This window comes from Mesorhizobium sp. M0800 (assembly GCF_040320095.1).
Classification (GTDB): Bacteria; Pseudomonadota; Alphaproteobacteria; order Rhizobiales; family Rhizobiaceae; genus Mesorhizobium.
Genome location: NZ_JAMYOZ010000001.1, coordinates 484,873 through 502,553 on the forward strand (window position 1 = coordinate 484,873; position 17,681 = coordinate 502,553).

General features: G+C 63.7%; 15 protein-coding genes. 7 read left to right on the forward strand and 8 right to left on the reverse strand.

The features are described from left to right. Both NKI18_RS02240 and NKI18_RS02245 read left to right on the forward strand, forming a co-directional pair. Positions 1 to 1,422: a glutamine synthetase family protein gene (locus NKI18_RS02240; protein ID WP_353018730.1), complete on the forward strand. Its 1,422-nt coding sequence runs from the start codon at positions 1 to 3 to the stop codon at positions 1,420 to 1,422. Between the two features lie 118 nt (positions 1,423 to 1,540). Next, entirely contained in the window at positions 1,541 to 2,230 is a 690-nt protein-coding gene (locus tag NKI18_RS02245; RefSeq protein WP_084641065.1) for a UdgX family uracil-DNA binding protein, read from the forward strand. A gap of 1 nt (position 2,231) precedes the next feature. Here the strand turns inward: NKI18_RS02245 and NKI18_RS02250 are convergent, their stop codons facing one another. The 4 genes from NKI18_RS02250 to NKI18_RS02265 form a co-directional block, all read right to left on the reverse strand. After that, positions 2,232 to 3,497 carry a glycerate kinase type-2 family protein gene (locus NKI18_RS02250; protein ID WP_352614359.1) on the reverse strand — a complete coding sequence of 422 codons (1,266 nt, stop codon included), beginning with the start codon at positions 3,495 to 3,497 and terminating at the stop codon, positions 2,232 to 2,234. Between the two features lie 175 nt (positions 3,498 to 3,672). Further along, on the reverse strand, positions 3,673 to 4,179 hold the full coding sequence (locus tag NKI18_RS02255; protein WP_352614358.1) for a heme-degrading domain-containing protein: 507 nt from the start codon (positions 4,177 to 4,179) through the stop codon (positions 3,673 to 3,675). 74 nt (positions 4,180 to 4,253) lie between these two features. Further along, positions 4,254 to 5,567: a guanine deaminase gene (gene guaD / locus NKI18_RS02260; protein ID WP_023676231.1), complete on the reverse strand. Its 1,314-nt coding sequence runs from the start codon at positions 5,565 to 5,567 to the stop codon at positions 4,254 to 4,256. 1 nt (position 5,568) lies between these two features. Beyond that, positions 5,569 to 6,786: a urate hydroxylase PuuD gene (locus tag NKI18_RS02265; RefSeq protein ID WP_352614357.1), complete on the reverse strand. Its 1,218-nt coding sequence runs from the start codon at positions 6,784 to 6,786 to the stop codon at positions 5,569 to 5,571. A gap of 140 nt (positions 6,787 to 6,926) precedes the next feature. Between NKI18_RS02265 and NKI18_RS02270 the strand changes: the two genes are divergently transcribed. The 4 genes from NKI18_RS02270 to dps all read left to right on the forward strand — a co-directional run bounded on the left by NKI18_RS02270 (position 6,927) and on the right by dps (position 10,819). After that, the gene (locus NKI18_RS02270; RefSeq protein ID WP_352614355.1) at positions 6,927 to 7,847 is read left to right on the forward strand and encodes a LysR family transcriptional regulator; all 921 of its coding nucleotides are present in this window, start codon (positions 6,927 to 6,929) and stop codon (positions 7,845 to 7,847) included. 75 nt (positions 7,848 to 7,922) lie between these two features. Beyond that, on the forward strand, positions 7,923 to 8,936 hold the full coding sequence (locus tag NKI18_RS02275) for an LLM class flavin-dependent oxidoreductase (protein WP_353018736.1): 1,014 nt from the start codon (positions 7,923 to 7,925) through the stop codon (positions 8,934 to 8,936). Continuing rightward, positions 8,933 to 10,186 carry an LLM class flavin-dependent oxidoreductase gene (locus NKI18_RS02280; RefSeq protein WP_352614354.1) on the forward strand — a complete coding sequence of 418 codons (1,254 nt, stop codon included), beginning with the start codon at positions 8,933 to 8,935 and terminating at the stop codon, positions 10,184 to 10,186. Before NKI18_RS02275 ends, NKI18_RS02280 begins: the two co-directional genes overlap by 4 nt. A gap of 144 nt (positions 10,187 to 10,330) precedes the next feature. After that, the gene (dps, locus tag NKI18_RS02285) at positions 10,331 to 10,819 is read left to right on the forward strand and encodes a DNA starvation/stationary phase protection protein Dps (protein WP_352590942.1); all 489 of its coding nucleotides are present in this window, start codon (positions 10,331 to 10,333) and stop codon (positions 10,817 to 10,819) included. Between the two features lie 9 nt (positions 10,820 to 10,828). On the opposite strand, the gene xdhC is transcribed toward dps, so the two are convergent. The 4 genes from xdhC to uraH all read right to left on the reverse strand — a co-directional run bounded on the left by xdhC (position 10,829) and on the right by uraH (position 16,038). Beyond that, complete coding sequence (gene xdhC, locus NKI18_RS02290; RefSeq protein ID WP_352614747.1) at positions 10,829 to 11,767, reverse strand: xanthine dehydrogenase accessory protein XdhC; 939 nt, start codon at positions 11,765 to 11,767, stop codon at positions 10,829 to 10,831. Between the two features lie 62 nt (positions 11,768 to 11,829). Next, positions 11,830 to 14,181, reverse strand: a complete 2,352-nt coding sequence (xdhB, locus tag NKI18_RS02295) for a xanthine dehydrogenase molybdopterin binding subunit (RefSeq protein WP_352614353.1) — start codon at positions 14,179 to 14,181, stop codon at positions 11,830 to 11,832. Beyond that, positions 14,181 to 15,662 (reverse strand): xanthine dehydrogenase small subunit, encoded by a 1,482-nt coding sequence (gene xdhA / locus NKI18_RS02300; RefSeq protein ID WP_352614351.1) that lies wholly within the window; start codon positions 15,660 to 15,662, stop codon positions 14,181 to 14,183. The genes xdhB and xdhA overlap by 1 nt, the downstream gene beginning before the upstream one ends. Position 15,663: 1 nt before the next feature. Beyond that, positions 15,664 to 16,038, reverse strand: coding sequence for a hydroxyisourate hydrolase (gene uraH, locus NKI18_RS02305; protein WP_352614350.1), 375 nt, complete (start codon positions 16,036 to 16,038; stop codon positions 15,664 to 15,666). A gap of 173 nt (positions 16,039 to 16,211) precedes the next feature. Here uraH and puuE point away from each other — a divergent pair, with 173 nt between their 5' ends. Further along, on the forward strand, positions 16,212 to 17,645 hold the full coding sequence (puuE, locus tag NKI18_RS02310) for an allantoinase PuuE (RefSeq protein WP_352614349.1): 1,434 nt from the start codon (positions 16,212 to 16,214) through the stop codon (positions 17,643 to 17,645). Positions 17,646 to 17,681 lie beyond the last annotated feature (36 nt).

The following is a 17,681-nucleotide window of genomic DNA, read 5'->3' on the forward strand; positions in this document are numbered from 1 at the left end:
ATGAAACAAGCGCCCAAGCAAAGTTTGAACCTGGTCACGGCATCCCCTTCGGGCTCGACGCCCGCCGAGGCGCAGGCCCTTCTCGACGCTCATCCCGAGATCGAAGCGTTCGACATCGTGCTGACCGACGCCAATGGCGTCGGTCGCGGCAAGATCGTGCGCCGGCATGAGTTGATGAGCATCTTCGAGGGGGGCCGGCACATGCCGATCTCGATCCTCGGCCTCGACATCACCGGCGAGGATGTTCACGAGACCGGGCTGATCTGGACGACGGGCGACGGCGACCTGCGGGCGTGGCCGATCCCCGGCACACTGGTGCCGCTGTTCGGCACCCAGCCGCCGCGCGGCCAGGTGCTGATGGCGATGTACCATCTCGATGGCCAGCCGATGTCGTCCGACCCGCGGCTGGCACTCGCCCGCCAGGTAGACATCCTCGCGGCCAAGGGCCTGCATCCGGCCGGCGCCTTCGAGCTCGAATTCTTCCTGCTCGCCAACGAGCGCGATGCCGAAGGCAAGGTGCAGCCGGCGGACGCGGTGCTTGACGGACGCCGCTCGGCCAAGACGGAAGTCTATTCCGTCGACCATCTGCACGGCATGGAGCCGCTGTTTTCCGACATCTACGCCGCAGCCAAGGTGCAAGGCATCCCGGCCGAGACGGTCATCTCGGAATATGCGCCCGGCCAGTACGAGCTGACGCTCAACTACCGCAAGGATGTGATGCGGGCGGCCGACGATCTCGTGATGCTCAAGCGACTGGTGCGGGCGCAGGCGCGCCGTCATGGTGTCACCGCTTGCTTCATGGCCAAGCCGATCGAGAAATACGCCGGCTCGGGCATGCATTTTCATGTCTCGCTGCTGGACGATGCCGGCAAGAATGTCTTTGCCGAAACCGGCGGCGAAAGCTGGTCGCTGCCGCTGCTGCGCGGCCTCGGCGGACTGATCCAGACGATGGCGGAATCGATGCTGGTCTTCGCGCCGCATGCCAATTCATGGCGGCGCTTCGTCTCGCAATCCTATGCGCCGGTGGCGCCGACCTGGGGCGTCAACAATCGTTCGGTGGCACTGCGTGTGCCGGCCGGCGATGCCAAGAACCGCCGCATCGAGCACCGGCCATCGGGCGTCGACGCGAATCCTTACCTAGTGGCAGCAACGGTGCTTGCCGGTGTCGTCAAAGGCCTCGACGAAGGCCTCGATCCCGGTCCCGAAACCACCGGCAATGGCTACGAATCGGCCGTCACGCGCACGACGATGCCGGTCGACTGGCGTGCCGCGATCGAGGCGGCAAGGGCGTCGACCTTCCTCAAGGGCGCATTGGGCGAAGACCTGCACCGGACGTTCGTGGCGATCAAGCAGTCGGAATATCTGCGCGTGGCGCGCACGGTCAGCGAACTGGATTATCACCTCTATCTGCACGAGGTGTAGGGCATCACATCGTCTGCCATCCGCCGGTGAAGGCCCATGCGGAATAATTTCAACGGAACCTTCGGCGGGCTTTGCTCATTGCGTGTCTGATTGCAGGAGCGAGCAAGGCCGCCTAGTCATGATCGCCAGGATGCAGACAACCCCGACGCCGCACCATGCCAAAGTGCAGGCAAGACGCTTGCCTGCAAGCAAGTCTCCGGAAACGACAGAAATCGACGCCAGGACGATTCCTGAACTGCGCGAAACAGCCAAGATCTGCCGCCGCTGTCCGCTATGGCACGACGCCACGCAGACCGTGTTCGGTGAGGGCCCTGATAAAGCTAAGGTGATCTTCGTCGGCGAACAGCCTGGCGACCAGGAGGACCTGGCGGGCAAGCCCTTCGTCGGTCCGGCGGGCAAGGTGTTCGACGCGATCCTGGACGATGCCGGCGTCGATCGGCTGAAAGTCTACGTCACCAACGCGGTCAAGCATTTCAAGTTCGAGCCGCGCGGCAAGCGGCGCATCCACTCCAAGCCGAACGCCGGCGAGGTGCAGGCTTGCCGCTGGTGGCTCGACAAGGAAATCGATCTGATCAAGCCCAATCTGGCGGTGGCGCTCGGCGCAACGGCGGCGCAGGCGCTGCTTGGCAAGGTGGTGCCGATCATGAAGATGCGCGGGGCCGTCGTGGAGCGCGACGATGGCTTGCGTGTCTTCGTCACCATCCACCCGTCCTTCATCCTGCGCATTCGCGAGCCGGCGGACAAGCAGGCAGAACGCGACCGGTTCCTGCAGGATATGAGAGCGGTGAAAAAGCTGATGGCCGCCTGAGCTATTTGATCAATATCGCCCGGAGATCGTTGACGTTTGTGCCGGTCGGACCGGGTACGAAAAGGTCATCTACGGCATTGAATGCCGTCCAGGCGTTGTTGCCGGCAAGCATGGCCTTGGCATCGACGCCCGCCTTATGCATCCGCGACACTGTCGAGCCGTCGGCGAAGGCGCCGGCATTGTCTTCCGAACCGTCAATGCCGTCGGTGTCGGCGGCCAGTGCGTGGACGCCCGCCATGCCGCTGATCCCAATGGCGAAGGCGAGCAGGAATTCCGAGTTGCGGCCGCCTTTGCCTTTCGCGCGCAAGGTCACGGTCGTCTCGCCGCCCGACAGGATCAGCACCGGTTTTGCGAATGGCCGGTTGCGCGTCGCCACTTCGCGCGCGATTGCAGCGTGGACGCCGCCGACCTCACGCGCCTCGCCCTCGATGGAATCGGAGAGAATGACCGCTTCGATACCTTGGTACCTGGCTTCGGCCGCAGCCGCTTCCAGCGATACGCCGGCCGAGGCGATCAGATGTACCTCGTTGCGCGAAAAACGCGGATCATCGACGCGCGGTGCATCGGCGGCCGGCGAATTGATGTGCGCCATCACTGAAGCCGGTAGTTTCATGTCATAGGCGGCGATCGACGCTAATGCATCTTCGCGGCTGCCGGAATCGGGAACGGTCGGGCCGGAAGCGACCAGCGCCGGGTTATCGCCCGGAATGTCGGAGACCACCAGCGACACCACCTTGGCTGGATAGGCAGCGGCCGCCAGCCTGCCACCCTTGATCGCGGAAACATGTTTGCGGATGGTGTTCATCGCGGCGATCGGCGCGCCGGAGGCGAGCAACGCCTCGTTGACGGCGATCTCATCGGCCAGCGTCAGACCTTCGGCAGGTGACGGCAGCAGCGCCGAGCCGCCGCCCGAAATGAGCGCCACGACGAGGTCGTCCGCAGTCAGTCCCTGGACCTTTTCGAGCAGCCGTCGCGAGGCCTCCAGCCCCGCGGCATCCGGCACCGGATGCGCCGCCTCGATGATCTCGATGCGCCGGCAGGCCGCGCCGTAGCCGTAGCGGGTGACGACCAGCCCTTCGATCGGCCCGTCCCACACTTTCTCGAAAGCCGCCGCCATCTGCGCCGAGCCTTTTCCTGCACCGATGACGATCGTCCGTCCCTTCGGCCTTGCGGGCGAATGATCCTTGATCGTCCTCTGGGGATCGGCGGCGGCAACGGCGGCGTTGAAGATCGAAATGAGAAAGGACTTGGGATCGAGCGCGGTCATACTGAGCTACCACGGACGCTGTGCGAGCTTCTGCGGCGTTTGCGCTGCCCCTCACCGTTACCCTCTCCCCGTAGAGAGACGGCAAGAGGGGATCGCCAGCGTTGGAGCGTTTCCCTTCTCCCCGTCACTACGCGGGGAGAAGGTGCCGGCAGGCGGATGAGGGGCAGCGCCAACGTCACGATGTTGCTTCCGGCGGCAGGACCAACTCCTGGCTATCGACGCCCAAGTAGCTACACAGCGTATCCACGACCACTCCGTGGTCCTCGCGCTCCGGTAGACCGGAGACGGCGATCACGCCGATGACGCCAGCGCCCTTGACAGTGATGGGAAAGCCGCCACCGGCCAGCACATAGTCGGCAATGTCCAGCCCCTCGCCGGGCTTGAAGCTGCGGTCGGGGCGCTGCTGCTCCAGCACAATGCGGTAGGTGCTTTTCAAGAACCGCCGCACGACGTTGATCTTGCGCCGCGCCCAGTCCGGATTGGAGGCGTTCGAGCCGGGCATTGCCGCATAGAACAGCGGCCGGTCGAAAGTTCTGATATCGACGATGATCGGCAGGTTTTTCTTGAGAGCCCGGTCGCGGATCGCCGAGCCGATCTCGAAAGCGACGGCTTCATCGAAGGCCGAAAAGACAAGCGTGGCTTCCTGTTTCTTGATCAGAGCGATATCGTCCGCAACGGCCATGTCGTTCCCCTGTCGATCTCGCCTGTTGCTTTGGCGGATGGCTGCCGCCCGGTCAAGCCGGCCGCATACGACGGCTACACCCCTATATCCGCCTTGGCCGCCCGGCCGGCGACATAGACCTCGCGCACGGCGCGGTCGTCGCCGAGCGTCTGCAGCAGAAACAATTCCTCGGCGAGCGTGTCCGCCGTCTCCACCCGCAGCCGCATCGCCGGCGTGGCGCGGGCGTCGAGCACGATGATATCGGCGTCGCTGCCTTCCTCCAGGGTGCCGATCTTTTCCGCAAGCGACAGCGCCTCGGCATTGCCGCGGGTCAGCTGCCAGAAGGACTGGAACGGATTGAGCTTCTCGCCGCTCAGCGCGATCACCTTGTAGCCCTCGTCCATGGTGCGCAGCATCGAATAGTTGGTGCCACCGCCGACATCGGTGGCGGCGGCGATGCGAAGCGGCTTCTGGCGGCGGCTATAGCGCTGATAATCGAACAGGCCCGAGCCGAGAAACAGGTTGGAGGTCGGGCAGAACACCGCCACCGAGCCGCTATCCGAAAGCGCATCCGCCTCGCGTTCCGACAGGTGGATGCAATGGCCGAACAGGCTTCTGCGCCCGAGCAGCCCATAGTGTTCGTAGATGTCGGTGTAGTCCCGCGTCTGCGGGTACAATTGCTGCGTGAAGGCGATCTCGGCGTGGTTTTCCGACAGATGCGTCTGCATGTGCAGATCAGGATATTCGCGGCAGAGCGCGCCCGCCATCTCCAATTGCTCGGGCGACGAGGTGATGGCGAAGCGCGGCGTGATGGCATAGTGCTGGCGCCCCTTGCCGTGCCACTCATCGATCAACGCCTTGCTGTCGTCATAGCCCGATTGCGGCGTGTCGAGCACGCCGTCCGGCGCGTTGCGGTCCATCATCACCTTGCCGGCGATGTTGAGCATGTTGCGGTCGTGCGACTCGGCAAAGAACGCTTCGGCAGATTCCTTGTGTACCGAGCAATAGGCCGCGACTGTCGTGGTGCCATGCCGCAATACTTCATCCAGGAACAGCCTGGCGATACGGCGGCCATGCTGGGCGTTCTGGAATTTTGTCTCTTCCGGAAAAGTGTAGGTGTTCAGCCAATCGAGCAGCTCGGCGCCGAAGGAAGCGATGACCTGCATCTGCGGAAAATGTGCATGCGCATCGATGAACCCGGGCAGCAGCAGATATGGCCTGTGGTCGATCTTTTTTGTTCCCGCGCCAGCCTTTTTCTCGACCTCGGCATAGGCACCAGCGGCAACGATCCTGCCGTCGCGCATCAGCAGGCCGCCATCTTGCTCGTAGCGCCAGGCGGAATGGTCGTCGATGGTTTCTGGCCAGCGCAAAAACGACAGCGTGCGGCCGCGCAGCAGCGTGCTGGTCATGCTATTTCCCCGCGCCTTCGAACCAGGCTACCAGCAGTGCCCGTTCCTTGTCGGTGATCTGGGTGACGTTGGCGGGCGGCATGGCGTGGCTGCGTCCGGCCTGCAGGTAGATCTCGCCGGCGTGCTCGGCGATGCCGGCATCGGTATCGAGCATCACGCCCTTAGGTGCGTGGTAAATGCCCTCGTAGGACGGCTCCGCCGCATGGCACATCGAACACCGCCCAAGCACCGTATCACGCACGGCGGGAAAATGTGCCGAGGCGACGTAGACCTGTGCCGCCGAGGACGTTTTGACTTCGCCGGTCAGCAGCTTCGGTGCCGTCGACAGCCAGATGATGACGACGAACAGGACGGCGGCGGCCAGCCAGGTCCAGGTCGGATTGCCTTTGCGCGCATGCCTGGTGTTGAAATAGTGCCGGATCAGCACGCCTATGATGAACACCAGCGAGGCGATGACCCAGTTGAACTCTGTGCCGAACGCCAGCGGATAATGGTTCGACAGCATCAGGAACAAAACCGGCAGCGTCAGGTAATTGTTGTGCAGCGAGCGCTGCTTGGCGATCTTGCCGTATTTCGGATCGGGCTTACGGCCGGCGATCAGGTCGGCGACGACGATCTTCTGGTTGGGGATGATGACCATGAAAACGTTGGCCGACATGATCGTCGCGGTGATGGCGCCGAGATGCAGGAAGGCGGCGCGGCCGGTGAACAGGTGGGTCAGTCCCCAGGCCATGAATACCAGCACCCCATACAGCACCAGCATCAGGCCGGTGTCGCTGTTGCCGAGCGGCGAACGGCACAAGAGATCGTAGACCACCCAGCCGACGCCGATCGTCGCCAGCGACAGCAAGATGCCTGTAGGCACCGACATGGCAAGCACATTCGGATCGATCAGGAACAGGTCCGCACCGGCATAGTAGACGACGCACAGCATGGCGAAGCCCGACAGCCAGGTGGCGTAGGATTCCCACTTGAACCAGGTCAGATGCTCGGGCATCTCAGCCGGCGCCACCAAATATTTCTGCACATGGTAGAAGCCGCCGCCATGCACCTGCCATTCCTCGCCGAAGGCTCCGGCAGGCATGCCCGGACGCTGGCGCAGCCCGAGATCGAGCGCGACGAAATAAAACGACGATCCAATCCAGGCGATACCGGTGACGACGTGCAGCCAGCGCACGGCGAAACTCAGCCAATCCCAGAATATCGCGAAATCCATCATGAAAAAATCGTCCCTGCCGATCCACTGACTTTACGGACTGGAGCGCAAACGGAAAGGGCCGAGCTGCACGATGACTTTCAAAAAAAATTGGAAAATACTAGGCTGATCATACGCAGCCACATGAGAGCCACGGAAGCCGCATGGCCTATCTCGACAACATCGCCGTTTTCGTCCGCGTCGTCGAGCTCGGCAATTTGTCGGCGGCTGGGCGCGACATGCGCATTTCGCCGGCGGTCGCTTCCAATCGGATCAAGGAGCTCGAGAAGCACCTGGGCGTCAGGCTGTTCAACCGCACGACGCGACAATTGATGCCGACCGAGCACGGCACGGTGTTCTACTCTGGCGCCAAGCAGGTGCTGGAGGCGGTCACCGAGGCGGAAGCGGCGGTCAGCGCGTTATCCGGCCAGCCGCGCGGCACGATAAAGGTGACAGCGCCGCTCGGCCTCGGGCGGCGGCTGGTAGCATCCGGAATCCCGGATTTCCACGACAGGTACCCAGATATCGAGGTGCGGCTCCGGCTTTCCGATCACAATGTCGATATCATGAAGGAAGGCATCGACGTTGCGTTCCGGCTGGGCATTATCGAGGATTCCAGCCTCAGGATGCGCGGCATCATGGAGTGCGAACGCGTGCTGGTAGCGGCTCCGCAATATCTGGACGTGCGCGGCGAGCCGACCGAGCCGCAGGAGTTGATCGGCAAGAAACACGATTGCCTGATGCTGCGCTATTCCGGCGCGCGCGAATATGTCTGGACGCTGCAGACGCCGAATGGGCCGCAAAAGTTCGAGGTGCACGGCCCCTACGATACCGATGATGGCGACGTGCTGACCGGCTGGGCGCTGTCCGGCCGCGGCATCATCAACAAGCCGCGCTTCGAGGTCGAGCCGTTTATCCGCGACCAGCGGCTGAAGGTGATCCTGAGCAACTCGCCGCCGACGCCGGTGCAGTTCGCCGCCGTCTACCCGCACAAGAAGCTGCAGGATCCGAAGGTGCGGCTGCTGCTCGATTTCATGGCCGAGCGCTGCCAGCGGCTGATCAGGGATATTCTGGCCGGCAAATGATCGCCGGCTGGCCGGTTGCTTTCCGTCCAGCCGGCGAGATAATTCTCAAGGAATCTCGCTCAACAGGGAAAAGCGATGGCCAACGGCGCCACAATGTGTCTCGCCGTTTCACTGTCTCCGGAAGTCGCCCCTTCCCATCCGCCCGACGCCGGCCCGGACTTCAGTCTGCTGACGCGGTTCGTGCAAGAAGCCGAAGCGGCCGGTCTGGACATGGTGTTGCTGGGCGATTCCGCACCGGTTGCAGGCGGGCCGAACCGCCAAATGCGCTTCGAAGCAACGACCTTGGTGGCGGCGCTGGCGACGGTGACAAGCAGGATCGGCCTCGTCGCGGCAGCGTCGACGGTCGCCCACCAGCCCTATAATCTCGCGCGCCGTTTCGCTTCGCTCGATATTATCAGCCATGGCCGCGCCGGCTGGAACGCGAGCATGATGCCCGACCCGCGCGAGGCGGCCAATTTCAGCCGACAGGAAGGGTTTTCCGGCGACGATTTCCGCCTGCGCGCCGAGGAATTCATCGGCATCGTGCAAGGCTTGTGGAAAGGCTGGGACGCAGACGCGCTGCTGTTCGACAAAGTTGGCGGCCGCTTCTTCGATCCCGAGAAGATGCACCTTCTCGACCACAAGGGCGAATATTTTTCCGTGCGCGGGCCGCTCAACGTGGCGCGGTCGCCGCAGGACACGCCGGTGCTGGTCATGTCCGGCCTGTCCGAGCCCGCCATGGACATCGCCGCCCGCACCGCCGATGTCGTCCTGCTGGATGAGCCATCGATCGAGCCAGCGAAGGCTGGCGATCTGAAGCGCCGTGCGCTTGCCTTCGGGCGCAGTCCGGAGGCGCTGAAAGTGCTGATGAACGTTACCGCCAGCGCCGAAATAACCGCCGCGCCGGACATGTTTGCGGGCAGGCTCGAAGAGTTGCTTCGCTCGAAAGCCTGCGACGGTTTCAACATCGCCGTGCCGCTCACATCGGCGCTCGACGATTTCGTCGGTCTCGTGCTGCCGGAGCTTCGCCGCCGCGGCCTTGTCCGGTCCGGCTACAGCGCGGCGACACTGCGCGCCCATCTCGGGCTTGCAGGGGAGGATCGGCAATGAGCGCCGGTCGAGGCCAGATGAAGCTCGGCGCCTTCCTGTGGGCGACAGGCCACCACATCGCAGCCTGGCGCCATCCGCAGGCGCATGTCACGGCCGGCATCGACATCGATCATTACATCCAACTGGCGCGGACGGCGGAAGCGGCAAAGTTCGACATGATCTTCTGCGAGGACGCCGCCGGCGTGCGCGAGGCCAATGTCAACATCGCCAGCCAAACGTCGCGCTCGATCGGCTTCGAGCCGATCAGCCTGCTTGCCGCGCTCGCCGTCCAGACGGTGCGCATCGGCCTCGTCTCCACGGCGTCGACGAGCTATAACGAGCCTTACGGGCTGGCGCGAACCTTCCTGTCGCTCGACCATCTGAGCGGCGGGCGTGCCGGCTGGAACCTTGTCACTTCCGCCAGCCAGATCGAGGCCGCCAATTTCGGCTCGACCGGCCTGCGCCCGCATGCCGACCGCTACGAACGGGCGCGCGAATTCGCTGCCGTGGTTGCTGGCCTTTGGCAAGGCCGGGGCGGACACGAAGGCAGAAGCTTTTCGGTGCGCGACCCGCTCGATCTGCCGCGCTCGCCACAAGGTGCACCGGTCATGGTTCAGGCGGGAGCGTCGGATGAGGGCCGCGATCTTGCCGCCCGGACCGCCGATGTGGTGTTCACTGCGGCGCAAACATTCGAGGAGGCAAAGGCCTTCTACGACGACCTCAAGGGACGGCTGGCGCCCCATGGGCGCGAGCCGGAGGACGTCAAGATCATGCCCGGCGTCGCGCCGGTCGTCGCGGCAAGCGAAGCGGAAGCCCGGGCAAGACGTGATGAACTGCAGGAGCTGATACCGGACGATGTCGGTGTCGCGCTGCTTTCCAGCTATCTCAGCATATCCGATCTCGCGCGCTATCCCATCGACGGACCGCTGCCCGAGCTGCCGGCCAGCGAAGGCATGCAGAGCCGGCAGGCGCTCGTCATCGAGCAATCCCGCCGCGACAAGCTGTCCATTCGCCAGCTTGCCCGTCATTTCGCCGGTGCGCGCGGTCATTGGCGCGTCGTCGGAACGCCGGCCCAGATCGCCGACGAGCTCGAGGCACGCTTCGAGGGCGGCGCGGCAGACGGTTTCAACGTCATGCCATCCTATTTTCCCGGCCAACTCGATGCCTTTGCCACACTAGTCGTGCCGGAATTGCAGCGGCGCGGGCTGTTTCGCACGGACTATGAAGGCAGCACGCTGCGCGACCATCTGGGCTTGAAAAGGCCGGCGTAAAACGAGCGGAACGAAAGCCGGACATCGCCGTTTTGGGATGCCGTGCCGCGCGGGGATGAGGGCGTCTGCGCGCATGTTCGATTGACCTTCCACAAACTTCACCCTCTTGAAACCACGCGGACGCAACCGCCACAGGAGCCGACCATGGATGCCATCGCCACCCGCAACGACCTGCAATCCAACGCCAAGAAGGAGTGTATCGATCTTCTCAACGCCCGCCTCGCCGACGCCATCGATCTGGCGCTGATCACCAAGCAGGCGCACTGGAACGTCAAGGGACCGCAATTCATCGCCATCCATGAGATGCTCGACACGTTCCGCGAGGAGATCGACGGCCATGTCGACACCATTGCGGAGCGCGCCGTACAGCTCGGCGGCACGGCGCTCGGCACATCGCAAGAGGTGTCGAAGGCGAGTATGCTGGAGGCCTATCCGACCGACATCCACAAGACCCGAGATCATCTGGCGGCGCTGATCGACCGCTATGCCGCAACCGCCAAGCGGGCACGCGCGGCGATCGACGAAGCGGCTGGCGCGGGCGACGCCGACACCGCCGACATCTTCACCGCCTATTCACGCTCGCTCGACAAATTGCTGTGGTTCCTTGAGGCACATACGCAGGAGAAGGAATAGAAGGAAACGTCAGCCGGCCATCGCCTTGCCACGACGCGCTTTGGACGGAGCGTGGGTGGTCAACGCAGTCATGATTTCGGCTGCGGCGAGCGCGGCGATCACCTGCGGGCGCTTGTCCTTGATTGCATCGCCGCCGATCGGCGAGACGAGGCGGTCAAATTCCGCCTCGCTTCCGTCCGCCGATTTCAGGAACCAGTTCCGAAACGTCGCCTTCTTGGTCTTGGAACCGATCATGCCGACATAGGCGGCATCCCGGCGTTTCAGCGCCTCGGCGACGATCAGGAAATCCAGCGCATGGTCATGGGTCAGGACGACAAAGGCGGAGCGGGCCGGCGCCTTGCGCACCATTGCCTCAGGCATCGGCGTCAGCTTGGTTTCGACTCTATCCGGCATGCCTTCGAGCGCTTCGGCTCGCGTCTCGACAACGACGACATGCACCGGCAGCAAGGCCATCGCGGAGGCCAGCGCCTGGCCGACATGGCCGCCGCCGAAGATGTAGACATGCGGTAGCTGCGCTTCCTCGGCTTCCGCCGCCGCAACCAGCTTGGCTTCAAGCGCGGCGTCGACCAGCCGGATCAGCAACTCGACCCTGCCGCCGCAGCACTGCCCGATCTCCGGGCCGAGCGCGATGTCGAGCGTGGCGACAGCGTTGCGGCCAGCCCCCTTCTCCCCGTCACTATACGGGGAGAAGGTGCCGGCAGGCGGATGAGGGGCGGCGCCAACCTCGCCAGGGCCTGCGGCAGATCGACCAAGCATCTGCCGCGCTTTGTCGATCGCCATGTATTCGAGCTGGCCGCCGCCGATCGTGCCGAAAGTGGCCGATCCTGAGACGAGCATGAGGGCACCCGTCTCGCGCGGCGTCGAACCTTTTGTTCCGGCCACCTCAACTAAGGCGACCCGGCCGGCACCGGCAAGAAAGGCTTTCAGGCTCTGCACTTTCGCGTTCATCATTCGCGTTCCCTATCGGGAAATATAGAGTTTTTCGGCCTGAATTGCACGTTTTCCGGGATTCAAGTGCCGGTCCTGGCTTCCCGCTTCAGCCGTTCGATCGCCATCAGCACACGCTCCGGCGTGGCCGGCGGGTCGAGGCGCGGGCAGATCTTGTGGCTAGCAACGCTCGCAACTGCGTCCGACAGCGCATGCAGCACCGACATTGCGAGCGGAAAGGGCGGCTCGCCGACCGCCTTGGAGCGGTGCACCGTCGGCTCGCCTGCTTGCGCCCAGTCGGCCAAAGTCACATTAAAAATCTTCGGCCGGTCCGACGCGAGCGGGATCTTGTAGGTCGATGGCGCATGGGTGCGCAGCCGCCCCTTGTCGTCCCACCACAGTTCCTCCGTCGTCAGCCAGCCCATGCCCTGGATGAAGCCGCCCTCGATCTGGCCGAGGTCGATGGCGCGGTTCAGCGAGCGGCCGGTTTCGTGCAGGATGTCGGTGCGTTCGACGACATATTCGCCGGTCAGCGTATCGACCGAGACTTCCGAGCACGCGGCGCCATAGGCGAAATAGTAGAAGGGATGGCCCTCGCCCTTGTCGCGGTCCCAATGGATTTTCGGCGTCTTGTAGAAACCCGCCGCCGAAAGCTGGATGCGCGCCATATAGGCCTGCCTGACGAGATCGGCGAAGGCGATCTCCTGGTTGCCGATGCGCACGCGGTTGGGCAGGAACAGCACCTGGTCGCGCGGCACCTGGTATCTCTCGACGGCATAATTGATCAACCGGTCCTTGATCTGGCGGGCGGCATTCTGCGCCGCCATGCCGTTGAGGTCGGAGCCGGAAGATGCGGCGGTGGCCGAGGTATTCGGCACCTTGCCGGTCGTCGTCGCGGTGATCTTGACCTGATCGAGGTCGATCTGGAACTCTTCCGCCACGACCTGCGCCACCTTGACATAGAGGCCCTGCCCCATCTCGGTGCCGCCGTGGTTCAGATGCACCGAACCATCGGTATAGACATGCACCAGCGCGCCGGCCTGGTTGTAGTGGGTGGCGGTGAACGAGATGCCGAACTTGACCGGCGTCAGCGCCAGTCCGCGCTTGATGAAGCGGCTGTTGGCATTGAAAGCATCGTTGGTGCGGCGGCGCCTTGCATAGTCGGAACTCGCCTCCAGCTCGGCGACGATGCGGTGGATGACGTTGTCCTCGACCGTCTGGTGATAGGGCGTGATGTTGCGGTCGCTGGTGCCGTAGAAATTCTTCTTGCGGATTTCGAGCGGGTCCTTGCCGACGGCAAACGCGACTTCGTCGATGACGCGCTCGGCGCCGACCATGCCTTGCGGGCCGCCGAAGCCGCGAAAGGCGGTGTTCGATACCGTGTTGGTGTAGAGCGGCGCCGATTGCCCGTGCACCGCCGGCCAGAAATAGGTGTTGTCACAATGGAACAGCGCGCGGTCAGTGACCGGGCCGGAGAGGTCGGCCGAGAAGCCGCAGCGCGCCGCGAACATGAAATCTACGCCCAGAATATTGCCCTCGTCGTCGAAGCCGACCTGGTAGTCGACGAGGAAATCGTGGCGTTTGCCGGTGGCGATCATGTCGTCGTCGCGGTCGGGCCGGATTTTCACGGCCCGATGATGTTTCTTCGCGGCGATAGCGGCCAATGCCGCAAACTGATTGCCTTGCGTTTCCTTACCGCCGAAAGCGCCGCCCATCCGGCGGATTTCCACCGTCACCGCGTGGCTCGGCACACCGAGCGCGTGGCTGACCATGTGCTGGATTTCGCTCGGGTGCTGGGTCGAGGAATAGATGGTGACGTCGTGGTCCTCGCCAGGGATGGCCAAGGCGATATGGCCTTCCAGATAGAAATGCTCCTGGCCGCCTATGCGCATTTTTCCCTTCAGCCGGCGCGGCGCCGCATTGATCGCAGCCGCTGCATCACCGCGCTTCAGCGTCAGCGGCGGCGTGACCAGCTTATCTTTCCGGGGATCGAGCTCACCGACATCGGCGACGAACGGCAATTCCTTGTATTCGACCTTGGCCAGCCTCGCCGCGCGGCGCGCCTGCTCGCGGGTTTGAGCGATGACACAGAAGATCGGTTGGCCAAAGAATTGCACCTTGCCGTCGGCCAGCACCGGCTCGTCGTGACGGCCGGTCGGCGAAATGTCGTTCTCGCCTGGCACGTCGCTCGCCGTCAGCACGTCGATGACGCCGGGTGCCGCGCGCACCGCCGACAGGTCCATGCTGGTGATGGTGGCATGCGTCGCCGTCGAAAGCCCAAGGCAGCCGTGCAGCGTGCCGGCCGGTTCCGGCATGTCGTCGATATAGACGGCCGTGCCACTGACATGCTTGTGCGCGGAATCATGGCGCTGGTCGGTGGCGACGCCGCCTGCGATTTTTTGCGCCTTCAGGTTGGGGGTGGCGTGCTTGTTCATCATGCCGCCTCGTGCCGTGATACCTGGATCGGCGCCCGGGTGCCGGTGGTTTCGGCAAAGAAGCGCAGCAGCAGGTTGCGCGCCGCCAGCGCCCGGTATTCGGCGCTTGCCCGCATGTCGGTCAGCGGCGTGAAATCGTCGGCATACGCGGCCATCGCCGCCTCGACCGTCGCTTCCGTCCAGGGCTTGCCAAGCAATGCCTTTTCGACGCCAAAGGCTCGCTTCGGCGTTGCCGCCATGCCGCCATAGGCGATGCGCACATCCGCCACCGTGCCATGCTCGGCGAGCTTCAGGAAAAACGCGCCTAGCGCTGCTGTGATGTCTTCGTCGCGGCGCTTGGTGATCTTGTAGACGGCAAATTTCGTCTCGCTACCTGGCACCGGAACATGCACGGCCTCGACGAATTCGCCGGGCTGCCGGTCCTGCTTGCCATAGGCGATGAAAAACTCCTCGAGCGGGATCGTTCGACGCTTGTCGCCGCGGCGCAGCGTCAGGCGGGCACCGAGTGCGATCAGGGGCGGCGGCGTGTCGCCGATCGGCGAACCGTTGGCGATATTGCCGCCGATGGTGCCCATGTTGCGCACCTGATCGCCGCCGATGCGGTCGAACAGCGGGCCGAGCGCCGGGATGCGTTTCGCCAGCGTCGAGAAGGCTTCGCTATAGGTGACACCGGCGCCGATCGAGACGACGCCCTTGTCCTCGGAAATCCCGCACAGACCATCGAGATTGCCGATGAAAACCGCCGGCGCAATATCGCGCATGTGCTTGGTCACCCAAAGGCCGACATCGGTCGAACCCGCGACGACAGTGGCGCCCGGCTCCTTGACGAGTACGCTGGCCAGATCGTCGGCATTGGCCGGCACGATCAGCCGCTTGTTGCCGGAGCCGATCTCGATGCGCGAACCGTCCTTCATCGCTTCGAGCTTTGCCGTGACTGCCTTGCGCTCCGCCGCCAACGGATCCTTTGCCGCCGTGCCGTAGCTGGAGATGGCACGTGCGGCGCGCATGATCGCCTCATAGCCGGTGCAGCGGCAGAGATTGCCTTGCAGCGCCTTTTCGATGGCGGCGTCCGACGGCTCCGGCGCCCGCATCCACAGAGCATAAAGCGACATGACGAAACCCGGTGTGCAGAAGCCGCATTGCGAGCCGTGGAAATCGACCATCGCCTGCTGTACGGGGTGCAGTTTTCCTGCGTCGCCGCGCAGATGCTCGACGGTCACGACATGCGTGCCGTCTAGCGAGCCAAGGAAGCGGATGCAGGCATTGACGCTTTCATAGACCAGTGTTCCACCGGAGAGCCTGCCGACCAGCACCGTGCAGGCGCCACAGTCGCCCTCGGCGCAACCTTCCTTGGTGCCGCGCAGCGAGCGGTCGAGCCGCAGCCAATCGAGCAGGGTCTGGTCGGGTGCAACCGTGCTGAGCGCGACGTCCTCGCCATTGAGGATGAACCGGATTTCGTTGCGTGTCTTGATCCCGGCCATCTCAGCTTCCCCGGTAAGTCGAATAGCCGTACGGGGACAGAAGCAGCGGCACATGATAGTGCACCGGCTCGGCCATACCGAAGCGGATCGGCACATGGTCGAGGAAGGCCGGTTCCGGCAGTTTTGTCCCTTGCCGGCGCAGATAATCGCCAGCCGCAAAGACCAGCTCGTATTCGCCGGTACGGAATTCCGCGCCGGCAAGCAGCGGAGCATCGCAACGGCCGTCATCATTGGTGACGACCGTTTTCAGATGCGTCCGGGCCTGACCGTCAAGATGATAGAACTCGATCGACAGACCGGCCGCCGGTTTGCCGGCCGCAGTGTCGAGGACGTGGGTCGTCAGGCGCCCGCCTTCGGCTTTCGACGTTTCCGCCACTGGCTGCTCCATTCCCTGCATAGTCGAACACTATTCATGAATTGTGCGCCAATTAAAGGCGATGCATAAGTCCCGGTCGAGCGGAGCGCGACAAAAACACTTTCAAAAATTTCGGGGGAATGCGCAGGCACTCCTTTCGACTATCCTGATCACAATTTCCGGCAGGAGCGAGAATGCGTTACGAACGAGACATGCGGGGCTATGGAGCCAATCCGCCGGATCCGAAATGGCCCGGCGGGGCGCATGTCGCGGTGCAGTTCGTCGTCAATTACGAAGAGGGCGGCGAGAATTGCGTCCTCCACGGCGACAAGGCTTCGGAGGCTTTCCTGTCGGAGATCGTCGGCGCCGCGCCCTGGCCCGGCCAGCGCCACTGGAACATGGAATCGATCTACGAATACGGCGCCCGTTCCGGCTTCTGGCGATTGCTGCGCCTGTTCAGCGCGGCGCAAGTGCCGGTCACCTGCTACGGCGTCGCCACGGCCCTGGCGCGTTCGCCCGATCAGGTTGCGGCGATGCAGGAGGCCGGCTGGGAGATCGCCTCGCACGGGCTGAAATGGATCGACTACCGCGACCATGCGCCAGAAGACGAGCGCCGCGACATGGAAGCGGCGATCCGGCTGCATTATGAGGTCACAGGCGCGCGGCCGACCGGCTGGTACACCGGGCGCACCTCGATCAACACGGTGCGGCTGGCGGCGGAAGAGGGCGGCTTCGACTATGTGTCGGACACCTATGACGACGAACTGCCCTACTGGTTCGAGCATGTGGCACCGGACGGGTCGGCGAAGCCGCAGCTGGTCATCCCCTATACGCTCGACGCCAACGACATGCGCTTTGCCACGCCGCAAGGCTTCAACTCGGGCGACCAGTTCTTTGCCTATCTCAGGGATAGTTTCGATACGCTCTATGCCGAGGGCAAGGCAGGACGGCCGCGCATGATGAACATCGGCCTGCACTGCCGCCTCGTCGGCCGGCCGGGCCGCGTCGCGGCACTGAAGCGCTTCATCGACTACGTCAAATCACACGACAAGGTCTGGCTGGCACGGCGCATCGACATCGCAAAACATTGGCAGGAGACGCATCCGTTCCGGTTGCCGGCGCTGCGCCCGTCGAAAATGGAATTCGAGGCCTTCGTCCATACATTTGGCGGCGTGTTCGAGCATTCGCCGTGGATTGCCGAGCGCGCTTATGAGCTGGAGCTCGGCCCGGCGCATGACAGTGCCGGCGGCCTGCACAATGCGCTCTGCCGCGTCTTTCGCGCGGCAAGCGAGGCCGAGCGGCTTTCCGTGATCAATGCCCACCCCGACCTTGCCGGAAAACTGGCGCAGGCCAAGCGGCTGACGGCGGAATCGTCGAGGGAACAGGCTTCGGCCGGCCTCGACGCGCTGACCGACAAGGAGCGCGAGCTGTTCGCAAAACTCAATGCCGCCTACGTCACCAGTTTCGGTTTCCCCTTCATTATTGCGGTGAAAGGCAAGACCAAGGGGGAGATCCTGGCCGAGTTCGAAGCGCGTATTGGCAACAGCCACGATGTCGAATTCGAAACCGCCTGCAGACAGGTCGAGCGCATCGCGCTGCTTCGTCTCAAGGACATGCTTCCGCAATAGGCTTTGGCTGCCGCGATAGGCCCTGGCTTCCGCAAC

Excerpts from the sequence above, each read along its gene's own strand:
- NKI18_RS02250 (WP_352614359.1), bottom strand. The coding sequence starts at position 3,497 with ATGACCGCGCTCGATCCCAAGTCCTTTCTCATTTCGATCTTCAACGCC.
- xdhC (WP_352614747.1), bottom strand. The coding sequence starts at position 11,767 with ATGAACGCGAAAGTGCAGAGCCTGAAAGCCTTTCTTGCCGGTGCCGGC.
- xdhB (WP_352614353.1), bottom strand. The coding sequence starts at position 14,181 with ATGAACAAGCACGCCACCCCCAACCTGAAGGCGCAAAAAATCGCAGGC.
- NKI18_RS02280 (WP_352614354.1), top strand. The coding sequence starts at position 8,933 with ATGAGCGCCGGTCGAGGCCAGATGAAGCTCGGCGCCTTCCTGTGGGCG.
- NKI18_RS02270 (WP_352614355.1), top strand. The coding sequence starts at position 6,927 with ATGGCCTATCTCGACAACATCGCCGTTTTCGTCCGCGTCGTCGAGCTC.
- NKI18_RS02255 (WP_352614358.1), bottom strand. The coding sequence starts at position 4,179 with ATGGCCGTTGCGGACGATATCGCTCTGATCAAGAAACAGGAAGCCACG.
- guaD (WP_023676231.1), bottom strand. The coding sequence starts at position 5,567 with ATGACCAGCACGCTGCTGCGCGGCCGCACGCTGTCGTTTTTGCGCTGG.
- dps (WP_352590942.1), top strand. The coding sequence starts at position 10,331 with ATGGATGCCATCGCCACCCGCAACGACCTGCAATCCAACGCCAAGAAG.
- NKI18_RS02245 (WP_084641065.1), top strand. The coding sequence starts at position 1,541 with ATGATCGCCAGGATGCAGACAACCCCGACGCCGCACCATGCCAAAGTG.
- NKI18_RS02275 (WP_353018736.1), top strand. The coding sequence starts at position 7,923 with ATGGCCAACGGCGCCACAATGTGTCTCGCCGTTTCACTGTCTCCGGAA.
- NKI18_RS02240 (WP_353018730.1), top strand. The coding sequence starts at position 1 with ATGAAACAAGCGCCCAAGCAAAGTTTGAACCTGGTCACGGCATCCCCT.
- NKI18_RS02265 (WP_352614357.1), bottom strand. The coding sequence starts at position 6,786 with ATGATGGATTTCGCGATATTCTGGGATTGGCTGAGTTTCGCCGTGCGC.
- xdhA (WP_352614351.1), bottom strand. The coding sequence starts at position 15,662 with ATGGCCGGGATCAAGACACGCAACGAAATCCGGTTCATCCTCAATGGC.
- puuE (WP_352614349.1), top strand. The coding sequence starts at position 16,212 with ATGCGTTACGAACGAGACATGCGGGGCTATGGAGCCAATCCGCCGGAT.